The organism is Pseudomonas moraviensis (genome assembly GCF_900105805.1).
Lineage (GTDB): Bacteria > Pseudomonadota > Gammaproteobacteria > Pseudomonadales > Pseudomonadaceae > Aquipseudomonas > Aquipseudomonas moraviensis_A.
The window spans coordinates 2,820,845-2,834,904 of the sequence record NZ_LT629788.1; the positions used below are offsets into that span (position 1 = coordinate 2,820,845).

Consider the following 14,060-nt stretch of genomic DNA (forward strand, 5'->3'; position numbering starts at 1 on the left):
ACGAAGATGTCGAGGTGAACATGTACAACTGGATCGACGCCCTCGCCGACCTGCAGAACCAGGGCGAGCCCTGTGTGCTGGTGACGATCATCGAAGAACTCGGCTCGACGCCACGCAACGCCGGCTCGAAAATGGTCGTCAGCGCCGACCGCCTGTTCGACACCATCGGTGGCGGGCATCTGGAATTCAAAGCCCTGCAGATCGCCCGCGAGATGCTCGCCAGCGGCAAGCAGGACACGCATCTGGAGCGCTTCAGCCTTGGCGCCAGCCTCGGCCAGTGCTGCGGCGGCGCCACCGTGTTGCTGTTCGAACCGATGGGCCAGGTGCAGGCGCAGATTGCCGTGTTCGGCGCCGGCCACGTCGGCCGCGCCCTCGTGCCGCTGCTCGCCAGCCTGCCCTGCCGGGTGCGCTGGATTGACTCGCGCAAGGCCGAGTTCCCCGAACACATCCCCCACGGCGTGCGTAAAATCGTCAGCGAAGAGCCGGTGGATGAAATCGATGACCTGCCTGCCGGCAGCTATTGCATCGTCATGACCCACAACCATCAGCTCGATCTGGAGCTGACCGCGGCGATTCTCAAGCGCAACGATTTCACCTGGTTCGGCCTGATCGGTTCGAAAACCAAGCGCGCCAAATTCGAACACCGCCTGCGTGATCGTGGTTTCGACCCGAGCGTCGTGCAGCGCATGCGTTGCCCGATGGGCATCGGCGAAGTCAAAGGCAAACTGCCTGTGGAAATCGCCATCTCCATCGCCGGCGAAATCATCGCCACCTACAACGCCAGTTTCGGCCAGCACAGTGCCCGCGCCGAACCGATTGCCCGACTGCTGCCCGCCTCGCGCCGCAGTCAGGCGGCCAAACTCAAAGCCTCAAACTGATTAGAGAACCCTCATGCCTCTGACTCGCAAAGCCTACCGCGCCGCCATCCTGCACAGCATTGCCGACCCTGCCGAGGTCGGCATCGAAGCCTCCTATGAATATTTCGAGGATGGCCTGCTGGTGGTCGATGACGGCAAGATCAGCGCCGTCGGCCACGCCAGCGAACTGCTGCCAACCCTGCCGGCGGATATCGAGATCAACCATTATCAGGATGCGCTGATTACACCGGGCTTCATCGATACGCACATCCATCTGCCGCAAACCGGCATGGTCGGCGCCTACGGCGAGCAATTGCTCGATTGGCTGAATACCTACACCTTTCCCTGCGAAAGCCAGTTTGGCGACAAGGCCCACGCCGACGAAGTCGCCGACATCTTCATCAAGGAACTGCTGCGCAACGGAACCACCACGGCGCTGGTGTTCGGCAGCGTGCATCCGCAATCGGTGAATTCGTTTTTCGAGGCCGCCGAGAAGCTTGACCTGCGCATGATCGCCGGCAAGGTCATGATGGACCGCAATGCCCCGGACTATCTGGTCGACACCGCCGAATCCAGCTACGTCGAGAGCAAGGCGCTGATCGAGCGCTGGCATGGCAAGGGTCGTTTGCATTACGCAGTGACGCCGCGCTTCGCCCCCACCAGCACCCCGGAACAACTGGCCCTCGCCGGGCAACTGCTGACGGAGTATCCGGATCTGTACATGCAGACCCACATCAGCGAAAACCTCAAGGAAATCGAATGGGTCAAGGAGCTGTTCCCGGAGCGCAAGGGCTACCTCGACGTCTACGATCACTACCAACTGCTCGGCGAGCGCTCGGTGTTCGCTCATGGCGTGCACCTGTGTGACGACGAATGCGCGCGACTGGCGGAAACCGGCTCGGCGATCTCGTTCTGCCCGACCTCGAACCTGTTCCTCGGCAGCGGCCTGTTCAACCTGCCGATGGCCGAAAAGCACAAGCTCAATGTCGGCTTAGGCACCGACGTCGGCGGCGGCACCAGTTTCTCGCTGTTGCAAACCCTCAACGAAGCCTACAAGGTGATGCAACTGCAGGGCGCACGGTTGAGTCCGTTCAAGTCGCTGTATCTGGCGACCCTGGGTGGCGCGCGGGCGCTGCGTCTGGAAGACAGGATTGGCAATCTGCGGCCGGGCTCGGATGCCGACTTCCTGGTGCTGGATTACAACGCCACGCCGCTGCTCAGCTATCGCTTGAAGCAGTCCAAGAACATTGCCGAGACGTTGTTCGTGTTGATGACGCTGGGGGATGACCGCACGGTTGCGCAGACGTATGCGGCGGGGGCGTTGGTGCATCAGCGCTGAGTTTTTTCAAAGCATAAAAAATCCCCCAGTGGTGGACGCCCCGGGGGATTTTTGTTGGCGGTCAGATTGTCTTCGCGAGCGGGCTCGCTCCTACCTTTGAAATGCATTCCCCTGTGGGAGCGAGCCTGCTCGCGAAAGCCGCGACTCGGTTTCAGATCAGAGCTTGGCGCTCGAGCGCCCCGGCTTCTTGGTCTGCAACAAATGCGAGAACACCGCATGCAGGTCATCCGACGCACCTTCCTCGTCGAGATTGAGCTTGCTGTCGATGTGATCCATGTGATGCATCATCAGGTTCACCGCCAACTCGCCGTCGCGCTTCTCGATCGCGTCGATCAGTTGAGTGTGTTCGTCGTACGAGCAGTGCGAACGGTTGCCGCTTTCATACTGGGCAATGATCAGCGAAGTCTGCGAAACCAGGCTGCGCTGGAAACTGATCAACGGTGCGTTCATCGCCGCTTCCGCCAGTTTCAGGTGGAATTCGCCGGACAGACGAATACCGGCGCCGCGATCGCCACGGGAGAAACTGTCGCGTTCGTCATTGACCATCTGCCGCAGTTCGGCGATCTGCTCGGCGGTGGCGTGTTGCACGGCCAATTCGGTAATGGCGCGTTCGACCAGACGCCGGGCGAGGAAAACCTGACGCGCCTCTTCAACGCTCGGGCTGGCGACCACCGCGCCACGGTTCGGCCGCAACAGCACCACGCCTTCATGGGCCAGACGCGACAGCGCGCGGCGAATGATGGTGCGGCTGACCCCGAAGATTTCCCCCAGCGCTTCTTCGCTCAATTTCGTGCCGGGCGCCAGACGCTGTTCGAGGATGGCCTCGAAGATATGCGCGTAGACAATATCGTCCTGGGTCCCGCTGCGGCCGGCTTTGCCTGCTCGCGGTTGTTTCTTGAGGGGTTGCAACTGTTCGTTCATGGGCACTCGAGTCGGGAAAACTGCGGCGAATAGACCGTGACTGTAATACGGCACAGTAGGTCGCTGGCAAGTATCGCGTAAAAAACAGCGCGATTGTACACAATGAATGGTGGCAACACGACTGTACGGCTGTTTGCGACTTCGGCTGTATTGCAACGGCAGGTTACGTTTGAGTTTAGGCTTGATCGCAGAATCCGCCTTCTACGCACTATCCCCTGTAGGAGTGAGCCTGCTCGCGATGGCGGTGTGTCATTCAGCGATAATTCGACTGACACACCGCCATCGCGAGCAGGCTCACTCCTACAGGGGGATTGCGTCGAAGGGGACATCTCCATTGTTATAAGGAACACCGCCGTCATGACCGACGCCACCCACGCCCGCCTGCGCCCGCTGGCCGATACTTCGCCTTCCGCCATCGTCGCCGGTTTCATCGCAATGATGACCGGCTACACCAGTTCGCTGGTGCTGATGTTCCAGGCCGGGCAAGCGGCCGGGCTGAGCAGCGGGCAGATTTCCTCCTGGATCTGGGCGATCTCGATCGGCATGGCGGTGTGCTCGATCGGCCTGTCGCTGCGCTATCGCACACCGATCACCATCGCCTGGTCGACCCCCGGCGCGGCGTTGCTGATTACCAGCCTGGGCGGTGTCAGCTACGGCGAGGCGATCGGCGCCTACATTACCTGCGCGGTACTGGTGACGATTTGCGGCCTGACCGGCAGCTTCGAACGGCTGGTGAAAAAGATCCCGGCTTCCCTGGCGGCGGCATTGCTCGCCGGGATTCTGTTCAAGATCGGCAGCGAAATCTTTGTCGCCGCGCAACACCGCACCGGGCTGGTGCTGGGGATGTTCTTCACCTATCTGCTGGTCAAACGCCTGTCGCCGCGTTATGCCGTGCTCGCTGCGCTGCTGATCGGCACCGCGCTGTCGGGCTTCATGGGGCTGCTGGATTTCAGCGGCTTTCATCTGGAAGTGGCGACGCCGGTGTGGACCACGCCGCATCTCTCTCTGGCGGCGACCATCAGCATCGGCATTCCGCTGTTCGTGGTGGCGATGACCTCGCAGAACATGCCCGGCATCGCGGTGCTGCGTGCCGATGGCTATAACGTCCCGGCCTCGCCATTGATCACCACCACCGGCATCGCCTCGTTGTTACTGGCGCCGTTCGGCTCCCACGGCATCAACCTCGCGGCGATCAGCGCGGCGATCTGCACTGGCCCGCATGCCCACGAAGACCGCAACAAGCGCTACACCGCCGCGGTGTGGTGCGGGGTGTTCTACGGGATCGCCGGGGTGTTCGGCGCCACATTGGCGGCCCTGTTTGCCGCATTGCCGAAAGAACTGGTGCTGTCGATTGCCGCACTGGCGCTGTTCGGCTCGATCATCAATGGTTTGAGCATCGCCATGAGCGAGGCGAAGGAACGGGAAGCTGCACTGATCACCTTTATGGTCACCTCGTCGGGGCTGACGCTGTTTTCCATTGGCTCGGCGTTTTGGGGGATTGTGGCGGGGGTGGTGACCTTGCTTATCCTGAACTGGCGCAAAGCTTAAGGCTGCCCTCTCCCGGAGGGAGAGGGAACTGACCTTGGTGTTTGGAAGAGGTGCGCCACATGAGGTACCGAGTCGAACTCACATCTTGAAAAGCCCACAAATCGGCTCCCTCTCCCTCGGGAGAGGGCTGGGGTGAGGGGCAAATCCACCACCAAATCCAAGTCGAACACCCAAACCCCAGACGAAAAAAAACGGCGACCCGAAGGTCGCCGTTTTTTCAGTATCACTTCGCCGCGTTGATCGGCTTTTCCGGATACCACACGTCCAGCAGCGGGCTGACTTCGTACTTGGTCAGCTCGGAGCGGTTTTTCAGCCAGGCTTCAACGGCAGCGCGCTGCTCTTCGTTGACCGAGCCACGCTTCTGCAGGCATACCAGACCGAAGTCGTCGCCGCCAACATAACCCAGACCGTTGGCTTCCATGGCTTCTTTGATGAATGCTTCGAGGAAAGCGTCAATGGCTTCTTCGGACAAGTCTTCTTTGAAGTCCAGGTTGAGTTCGAAACCCAGCTCTTGAAATTCATCAACGCACAGTTTTTTGCGCAGACGCTGGGAACGGTTAGTCGCCATTGGAACAATCCTCTTAAGTAATAACGGCCGGCACTTTACCAGTTTAAGCCGGCGATTGCCCGACTCTCTGGCCGCTGCGGCCGACCGCCTGTAAAAAAATAACCCCTTGGCCGGCCCTGACACGGCACAAGCTGTTACAGCTTGGGGCATAATGCCGACACTTTCATGACCACTGAGGGCCTTTTCATCCATGTCCTCGTCTTTTTCCCCCTCTTCAGCAGGGTTTTATTGCATATGATCAAATCGTTGCGTCCACTGTTTCTCGCTGGCCTTTTTCTGCCTTTGGCCCTGCCCGTTTCCGCTGCCACCATCAACACTTCCCTCACCCCGAACGTCGAAAAAGCCCTCAAGGCCAGCAAGCTGCAGCCTACCGCGCTGTCGCTGGTGATGGTGCCGCTCGACGGTCCGGGCACGCCGACCGTGTTCAACGCCGATGTGTCGGTCAACCCGGCCTCGACGATGAAACTGGTCACCACCTATGCGGCGCTGGAAATGCTCGGCCCCAACCACCAGTGGAAAACCGAGTTCTACACCGATGGCGACCTCAGCGGCGGCATTCTCAACGGCAATCTCTACCTCAAGGGTGGCGGTGACCCGAAGCTGAACATGGAGAAACTCTGGCTGCTGATGCGCGACCTGCGCGCCAACGGCGTCACACAGATCACCGGCGACCTGATCCTCGACCGCAACTTCTTCGTGCAGCCGCAATTGCCGGAATTCAACGATGACGGCAACGACGACAACAAGCCGTTCCTGGTCAAGCCCGACTCGTTGCTGGTCAACCTGAAAGCCCTGCGCTTCGTTGCACGCAATGACGGTGGCCGCGTGTTGATTTCGGTGGAACCGCCGATTGCCAGCATTCGTATCGAAAACACCGTCAAGGCGCTGCCCTCCAAGCAATGCACCGGCGGCGTGCGCTACAACCCGGTGCCGCAGGCCGATGGCAGCGTGACCGTGACAGTCGGCGGCCAGTTGGGCGAAGGCTGCAGTTCGCAGACCTACCTGTCGCTGCTCGACCACGCCACCTACACCGCCGGCGCCGTGCGCGCGATCTGGAAGGAGCTGGGTGGCAGCATCCAGGGCAAGGATCGTCTGGCGCCGACGCCGAGCAGCGCCAAGTTGCTCGCCCGCGCTTACTCGCCGGATCTGGCCGAGATCATCCGCGACATCAACAAATACAGTAACAACACCATGGCTCAGCAGCTGTTCCTCAGCCTTGGCCAGCGTTTCCGCAACGACGCCGACGGTGATGACGCCCGGGCGGCGCAGCGCGTGGTCCGTCAATGGCTGGCGAAGAAAGGCATCACCGCGCCGCATCTGGTGATGGAGAACGGCTCTGGTCTGTCGCGGGCCGAGCGAGTCAGCGCGCGGGAGATGGCCAATATGCTGCAGGCCGCCTGGCACAGCCCGTACGCCGCCGAATACATCAGCTCGCTGCCGATTGCCGGTACCGACGGCACCATGCGCAAACGTCTGAAAACCACGGCGATGCGCGGCGAAGCCCACGTCAAGACCGGTACTCTGAACACCGTGCGCGCAATCGCCGGTTTCAGCCGTGACGTCAACGGCAACACTTGGGCAGTGGTTGCGATCCTCAACGACAAGGCCCCGTTTGGCGCCTCGTCGGTGCTCGATCAGGTGCTGCTGGATCTGTACAAACAGCCGAAACTGCCGCAGACCGCTTCGGTCCTCTGACCGACGCTGAAACCCCTGTAGGATTGAGCCTGCTCGCGATAGCGGTGTATCAGACGCTGACATGTGTCTGGACGGACGCTATCGCGAGCAGGCTCACTCCTACAAGGGATCGATGTGACGGCTCAGGTCATTTCCCGCTCAACCCGATCCCGGCCATTCTGCTTGGCCGCATAAACCCCTGAGTCCGCACGCAGCAGCAACGCATCCGCGCCCTCCCCCGGGCGCCAGCTGGCGATGCCGAAACTGGCGGTGACCACGCCAACCACGTCCACCGGCGTACTGCGCAGGCCTTCCCACAATTCCATTGCCAGCATGTACGCGTGCTCGCCGTCGATGTCCGGGCACAGCACCATGAACTCTTCGCCGCCCAAGCGGCAGAACACATCGGTGCGGCGCAGGCGATGGCCAATGCGCTCGCACACCGCTTGCAGCACCCGATCGCCGACGGCGTGGCCGTAATGATCGTTGATGCGTTTGAAGTGGTCGATGTCGAGCATGATCACCGACAACTCGCCGCCGCCTCGCTCGACCCGGGCCATTTCCGTGGTCAGGCGCTCCTGGAAATAGCGGCGGTTGTGAATGCCGGTCAGCGAATCGGTGATCGACAACGCACGCAGTTCTTCTTCCACGCGCTTGAGGTCGGAAATGTCCGAGATGTAGCCGTGCCACAGCACCCCGCCACCCGGTAGCTCCTCCGGTGTCGCCTCGCCGCGCACCCAGCGCAGGCCGCGCTCAGGCAGTTGCACGCGGTATTCCTCGCGCCACGGGCTGAGATTCTCCGCCGATTCGCGGATCGATGAGCGCACGCGAATCGCGTCCTGCGGGTGGATGCGGCTAAAGATCGCCTCGGAGTCGAGCAGCAGGACATCCGGCTCCAGTTCATAGATCTCGCGGATGCCATCGCTGGCGTAGATCACACTGAAGCGCCCATCGAATTCCATCTTGAATTGGTAGATGCCACCGGGAACATGGGCGCTGAGCTTCTTCAGCAACGTGTCGCGTGCTGCCAGCACTTCGTGCACGCGCTTGCGCTCGGTGATGTCGATACAGATTGCCAGATGGCCGACCCACAAGCCCTGCTCGTCGAGCACCGGGGTGGCGAGCATGTTGACCGGCAGATGACTGCCATCGCTGCGCACCAGCGTCCATTCGCGTGCTTCATGACCGCCGACTTCGCCGCCCTCGACCAGCATCGCGTGGCAGGTCGGAATGCTTTTGCCGTAGCGCGCGCTCAGCTCCGCCGAACGCGCCGCCAGCTCTCGGGGCAAATGCAGGTTCTCCAGGGTCATGCGCCCGACCACTTCGGCGCTGCTGTAGCCGAGCATCTGTTCAGCGCCGGGGTTGAAGGTGTTGATCACTCCGCGCAGATCGGTGGCGATGATCGCGACCTGGGTGGCGGCATTCAGCACGCCGCGCAACTGCCCATGGGTGCCGCGCAGTTCCTGCTCGCGCTCATGCAATTCCTGGGTGCGCACCTCGACCAGACGCACCGCGCGCTGACGCTGGCTGACCAGCACGTATAGCAAGGCACTGAGCAGCGCGCTGAGCAAGCCGCCCAGAATGATCACACTGCCCACCGAAGAATGGTTGGCCTGCATGAACGCGTAGCTTGGCAGGATATCGACCTGATAGTCGTGATCGGCCATGCGCAGCAAACGCGTCGCCGCCAGATCGCCGGGCACCGCCTCGTTGGTCGATTCGAACAGTTCCTCATGTTGATCAGGGGTCGACAGATCCAGAATGCGCACCGACAGGTAATCGTGCAGGGCATCGGGCAGACCGTCGGCAAGCAACTGGCGCATGCTGATCACCGCCATCACATAGCCGAATGGCTGTGACTCGCCTGATCGATTGACCGGCGCCAGCAACAACACCCCACGCGCATAGGCCGGCTCGATCCCGACCAGGTGCATCGGTTGCGACACGACCAGGTTGCCGAGACGGTCGGCGCGTTCAAGGGTTTCACGGCGCAAGGGTTGGGCGAGCAAGTCGTAGCCCAGCGGCGGCGCCAGTCGACTCTGAGTCTGTGTGTACAGCACCGGCACGTATGCGTCGCGTGGTGCTGCCAGCTGCAGATCACCCTTGGCGTCCAGCTCGCGGATGGTGAAATTGCTCAGGCCTTCGTCACGCACACGCTGTTCGAACGCCTCCCGCTCAGCGCCGCTGATTTTCGGTGCGTAGGTATAGGCTTGGGTGCGCAGTAATAAAGGTCGGGAGTAACCGTCGAATTCGGCGCGGGACACCGATTCGGAGTTGGTGAAGAACCGGCGCAGGCCGTCGAGACGTTGCTCCTGGTCCTGAAAGCGTTCGGCGATGCGGCTGTAGCGTTCGTTGGCCAGCAGTTGAAAGCGCTGACGCGATTGTTGCTGGAACTGATTGTGGGTGCCCCAGGCAAGCAACCCGGTGAGAATCCCGCCGGCAAGCAATACCAGCAAAGCGACCAGCCAGGCTGAGACGTCTTCGCTGATAAAACCGAGAATTTTCGGGCGCACGGGGTGCAACGGCATAAGCACAACTCACTACGCCAGATTCCCGGGAAAAACCCCATTGGCGGTGTGTGAGTTATAGCTATTAGCCACTAATTTAGCCAGCACCGCAGGATCCACGGAGCCTTTAAAAATCAAGGCTCTGTGGATCCAATGGGACAAAACGTCAACGAGCCGTGATTTTCCAGGCGCGATGGATCTTGGTATTGCGGGCGAAATCCGGATCAATGGTCTGCGCGCTGATTTCCTCCACCGCATAGCGCTCGGCGAGGTTCTCTTCCAGCTGGAACTTGCGGAAGTTGTTGGAGAAATACAGCACGCCACCCGGCGCCAGACGCGCCATCGCCAGGTCGATCAGCTGCACCTGATCGCGCTGGACGTCGAAGATGCCCTCCATGCGCTTGGAGTTGGAGAACGTTGGCGGGTCGATGAAGATCAGGTCGTATTCGTCGCGGCTGCTTTCCAGCCAGGCCATTACATCGCCCTGCTCCAGGCGGTTCTTGTCCGAAAAACCGTTCAGCGACAGGTTGCGACGCGCCCAGTCCAGATAGGTTTTCGACAGATCGACGCTGGTGGTGCTGCGCGCACCGCCCTTGGCCGCGTGCACGCTGGCGGTCGCGGTGTAGCAGAACAGATTGAGAAAGCGCTTGCCGGCGGCCTCTTTCTGAATGCGCATGCGCATCGGACGGTGATCGAGGAACAGGCCGGTGTCGAGGTAGTCGGTGAGATTGACCAGCAACTTCACGCCGCCTTCATTGACCTCGACGAACTTGCCCTGGGCGGCCTGACGCTCGTACTGCTTGGTGCCGCTCTGCCGCTCGCGGCGCTTGACCACTACGCGATTCTTGTCGACGTTCAACGCCTGCGGAATGGCCGCCAGCGCATCGAACATACGCGCCGAGGCTTTTTCCGGGTCGATGGATTTCGGCGCGGCGTATTCCTGAACGTGCACCCAGTCGTGGTACAGGTCGATGGCCATCGCGTACTCCGGCATATCGGCATCGTAAACGCGGTAGCAATCGATGCCTTCGCGCTTGACCCACTTGCCCATCGCCTTGAGATTCTTTTGCAGACGGTTGGCAAACATCTGCCCGCCTTCGCTCAGGCGCGGTTGCTCGATCACCGGCGCCGGGGCTGGCGTCGGCTTGATCGGGTTGCCGTTCTTGTTGAACTTGCGTTCCTGCGGCTCGTCCGGGGTCTGGTCGTAGGCCGCTTGCTCGCGCTCGGCCTGACGCTGTTCCGGGGTGCGCCGCTCGCCAGTGACGAACTGATCCGGCAGGACCTTGATCAGCAACAGCTTGCACGGCAGCGCGCCGTTCCAGAACGAATACTGTTTGTGGCTGCGAATGCCCATGCGCTTGCCCAGATCCGGCGCGCCGGTGAACACCGCCGCTTCCCAGTTAAGGCAGGCCTGACGCAGACGCTCGCCGAGGTTCTGGTAGAGATACAGCAGGCTGGCTTCGTCACCGAGACGCTCGCCGTATGGCGGGTTGCAGATCACCAGACCTTTCTGGTTCTGGTCCGGGCGCGGCTCGAACGTCGCCACTTCTCCCTGATAGATCTTGATCCACTCGCTCAAGCCTGCGCGCTCGACGTTGTTGCGGCCCGGCTGAATCAGTCGCGGATCGGCTTCATAACCCCGAATCCACAACGGTGGCTTGGCCAGACCGGCAGCGGCGCGCTCGACGGCTTCTTCGTGAAGTTTTTTCCACAGCGCCGGCACGTGGCCGAGCCACGCGGTAAAGCCCCACTGCTCGCGGCGCAGGTTCGGCGCCATGTCGGCGGCGATCATCCCGGCTTCAACGAGAAACGTACCGACACCGCACATCGGGTCAGCCAGCGCGCCACCCTCGGCGGCAATACGCGGCCAGCCGGAACGAATCAGAATAGCGGCGGCGAGGTTTTCCTTCAGCGGCGCCGCGCCCTGCTGCAAGCGGTAGCCGCGCTGGTGCAGGCTGTGGCCGGAGAGGTCGAGGGAGAGAATCGCTTCGCCGCGATCCAGGCGCAGGTGGATGCGCAAGTCCGGGTTGAGTTTGTCGATCGACGGACGGTCGCCCTGCGGGGTGCGCAGTTTGTCGACGATGGCGTCTTTGACTTTCAGCGCGCCGAAGTGGGTGTTGTCGATGCCCGAGCCGTGGCCGCTGAATTCGACGGCCAGGGTGCCGTCGCTGAGCATGTGATCCTGCCAGTCGATGTCGAGCACGCCGTGGTAGAGGTCTTCGGCGTCCTTCATCGGGAAACGCTTGAGCACCAGCAACACACGGTTGGCCAAGCGCGACCAGAGGCACAGGCGGTAGGCGGTTTCCATGGTTGCCATGCCACGCACGGCGGAGGTGTGCTCGCGCGCTTCTTCAAGGCCAAGCCCGACGGCTTCCTCGATGAGCAGGCCTTCGAGGCCTTTGGGGCAAGTGAGGAAGAGTTCGAAACGATCGGACATGGTAATTCCAGAGCCTTTGGCTAGTGGGCCGGCAACGCATTGCCGACCCGGTTTTCAATCAGGCGCTTTTCTGAAAGAGCGCCCGCGTGGCACGAAGGTGTGCCGTTCCATCCCCGCTGCTCGGGTTAAAAGAGCTTAGATGCCGGGACAGATAAAAAAGTTGGTGAAACAAAAAGACTGAAAGCGACCCTTCGTCGAATAGTACCCAAGCGCAAACGTGGGTCATTCTCACTTGAAGATTAACCCGCTGGGTCAGCGGGGCGCCGATCATACCGGGGTTTGCGCAATGATCGTTGAATAAATACGCGGTTACTTATCGCCATAGCATCCTTTCCGTTACGTGCTTATGACAAAACGATCATTCCCTCGATGTGACTCATTGGTTAGAACTGAGCACAGGTTGACGTCGCAACGGCGTCAACACCTTGGCTCGCCACGCCGGCAGCGAGCCGAACGATGGCAGGTTTTTTCTGCCAGACCTCAATTGAGGTCAACGCGACACTACAGTCAACAAGTGAGGGAAACACCCTATGAGAAGACTTAAGCGTGATCCGTTGGAAAGAGCATTTTTGCGCGGATATCAATATGGCGTTGGTGGCAAATCCCGTGAGCTTTGCCCATTTACTCTACCGTCGGTACGCCAAGCCTGGATCAACGGCTGGCGAGAAGGACGCGGCGACAACTGGGACGGTATGACCGGCACTGCGGGAATCCACAGACTCAACGAACTTCACGCCGTCGGCTGACACAGGGCATTTATTCCGACACGACAATCTGAATCTGCACTGAATTAACCACGCACGTCCCTCCCGGACGGCGGGCTACGGCCCAGGGGCTCCTTCGAGGAGCCCTTTTTATTGCCTGAAGATTTTGTGCCGCACACAGAACCTGTAGGAGCTGCCGAAGGCTGCGATCTTTTGATCTTGTCTTTTCAAATCAAGATCAAGATCAAGATCAAGATCAAAAGATCGCAGCCTTCGGCAGCTCCTACGGGGACCGGTGTTATCTGCGCAATGCGGCGATCGCATCCACCGATTCACGAATCAGCGCCGGACCTTTATAGATGAAGCCCGAATAGATCTGCACCAGGCTCGCGCCGGCAGTGATTTTCTCCGCCGCGTGCTTGCCTTCGGTAATCCCGCCCGCGGCAATGATCGGCAAACGCCCGGCCAACTCGCCCGCCAGCACTTTCACGGTGTGGGTGCTCTTCTCACGCACCGGCGCCCCCGACAGACCGCCCGCCTCGTCGCCATGTTCCATGCCTTCGACGCCGACACGGCTCAGGGTGGTGTTGGTGGCAATCACCGCGTCCATCCCGGTTTCGAGCAGCGCCTGGGCCACCTGCGCGGTTTCTTCGTCGGTCATGTCAGGCGCAATCTTGATCGCCAGCGGCACATGCTTGCCGTGACGCAACGCCAGTTCGGCACGGCGCGTGGCCAGATCCGCAAGTAATTGCTTGAGCGAGTCACCGAACTGCAGGCTGCGCAGGCCCGGAGTGTTCGGCGAGCTGACGTTGACGGTGACGTAGCTGGCGTGGGCGTAGACCTTGTCCAGGCAGATCAGGTAGTCGTCGACCGCACGCTCGACCGGGGTGTCGAAGTTCTTGCCGATGTTGATCCCCAGCACGCCCTGGTATTTCGCCGCAGCGACCCGCGCCAGCAGGTTGTCCACACCGAGGTTGTTGAAACCCATGCGGTTGATGATCGCCTGGGCTTCCGGCAGGCGGAAGATCCGCGGTTTCGGATTACCCGGCTGCGGACGCGGGGTCACGGTGCCGATTTCGACGAAACCGAAACCCAGTTGCGCAAAGCCATCGATGGCCGCGCCATTCTTGTCCAGACCTGCCGCCAACCCCACCGGGTTCGGGAACTCGAGCCCCATGACGGTCACCGGCATCTTCGCCGGTGCCTTGCTCAGCAAGCCGTTGAGACCCAAACGTCCGCCCGCGCCGATCAGATCCAGCGACAGATCGTGGGAGGTTTCCGGGGAAAGTTTGAACAACAGCTGACGGGCCAGGGTGTACATGGGCGGCAATGACTCGGGCGGCGAAAAGAGGCGGCGATTATAGCCGGGCATCGTCCCCCGGCGCGAGGCGCCTGCACGAATCAGGTGACTGGCATATGCCTTGCACCGCCCTGTTCATCAGTCTGCCGACCAATGACGGCGCGCAGACCAGGACAATGGCGTCGTCCTCGGGTTTTGCCTGCGC

10 protein-coding genes are annotated in these 14,060 nt (G+C 61.1%); 5 read left to right on the forward strand and 5 right to left on the reverse strand.

What is annotated here, in order from left to right; all coding sequences use genetic code 11:
* The first annotated feature begins 20 nt into the window (after positions 1–20).
* Together xdhC and guaD are read left to right on the forward strand one after the other, a co-directional pair.
* Positions 21–878 carry a xanthine dehydrogenase accessory protein XdhC gene (xdhC, locus tag BLU71_RS12490; RefSeq protein WP_083353216.1) on the forward strand — a complete coding sequence of 286 codons (858 nt, stop codon included), beginning with the start codon at positions 21–23 and terminating at the stop codon, positions 876–878.
* A gap of 13 nt (positions 879–891) precedes the next feature.
* Positions 892–2,196 carry a guanine deaminase gene (gene guaD / locus BLU71_RS12495; RefSeq protein WP_083353217.1) on the forward strand — a complete coding sequence of 435 codons (1,305 nt, stop codon included), beginning with the start codon at positions 892–894 and terminating at the stop codon, positions 2,194–2,196.
* Positions 2,197–2,352: 156 nt separating this feature from the next.
* Here the strand turns inward: guaD and BLU71_RS12500 are convergent, their stop codons facing one another.
* Complete coding sequence (locus BLU71_RS12500; RefSeq protein WP_039763010.1) at positions 2,353–3,117, reverse strand: GntR family transcriptional regulator; 765 nt, start codon at positions 3,115–3,117, stop codon at positions 2,353–2,355.
* 357 nt (positions 3,118–3,474) lie between these two features.
* Between BLU71_RS12500 and BLU71_RS12505 the strand changes: the two genes are divergently transcribed.
* Positions 3,475–4,665, forward strand: a complete 1,191-nt coding sequence (locus BLU71_RS12505; RefSeq protein WP_083353218.1) for a benzoate/H(+) symporter BenE family transporter — start codon at positions 3,475–3,477, stop codon at positions 4,663–4,665.
* Between the two features lie 223 nt (positions 4,666–4,888).
* Here BLU71_RS12505 and BLU71_RS12510 read toward each other — a convergent pair whose 3' ends face one another.
* On the reverse strand, positions 4,889–5,233 hold the full coding sequence (locus BLU71_RS12510; RefSeq protein ID WP_016773843.1) for a YggL family protein: 345 nt from the start codon (positions 5,231–5,233) through the stop codon (positions 4,889–4,891).
* Positions 5,234–5,467: 234 nt separating this feature from the next.
* On the opposite strand from BLU71_RS12510, the gene dacB reads away from it, so the two are divergent.
* Positions 5,468–6,928, forward strand: a complete 1,461-nt coding sequence (gene dacB / locus BLU71_RS12515) for a D-alanyl-D-alanine carboxypeptidase/D-alanyl-D-alanine-endopeptidase (RefSeq protein ID WP_083353219.1) — start codon at positions 5,468–5,470, stop codon at positions 6,926–6,928.
* 122 nt (positions 6,929–7,050) lie between these two features.
* Here the strand turns inward: dacB and BLU71_RS12520 are convergent, their stop codons facing one another.
* Both BLU71_RS12520 and rlmKL read right to left on the reverse strand, forming a co-directional pair.
* Positions 7,051–9,435: a diguanylate cyclase gene (locus BLU71_RS12520; protein ID WP_083353220.1), complete on the reverse strand. Its 2,385-nt coding sequence runs from the start codon at positions 9,433–9,435 to the stop codon at positions 7,051–7,053.
* 145 nt (positions 9,436–9,580) lie between these two features.
* A complete protein-coding gene (gene rlmKL / locus BLU71_RS12525) occupies positions 9,581–11,851 on the reverse strand; it encodes a bifunctional 23S rRNA (guanine(2069)-N(7))-methyltransferase RlmK/23S rRNA (guanine(2445)-N(2))-methyltransferase RlmL (RefSeq protein WP_024012311.1) in 2,271 nt (756 codons plus the stop codon).
* Between the two features lie 530 nt (positions 11,852–12,381).
* Here rlmKL and rmf point away from each other — a divergent pair.
* A complete protein-coding gene (gene rmf, locus BLU71_RS12535) occupies positions 12,382–12,597 on the forward strand; it encodes a ribosome modulation factor (protein ID WP_003223300.1) in 216 nt (71 codons plus the stop codon).
* A gap of 256 nt (positions 12,598–12,853) precedes the next feature.
* Here the strand turns inward: rmf and BLU71_RS12540 are convergent, their stop codons facing one another.
* Positions 12,854–13,876: a quinone-dependent dihydroorotate dehydrogenase gene (locus BLU71_RS12540; protein ID WP_083353221.1), complete on the reverse strand. Its 1,023-nt coding sequence runs from the start codon at positions 13,874–13,876 to the stop codon at positions 12,854–12,856.
* Positions 13,877–14,060: the final 184 nt, after the last annotated feature.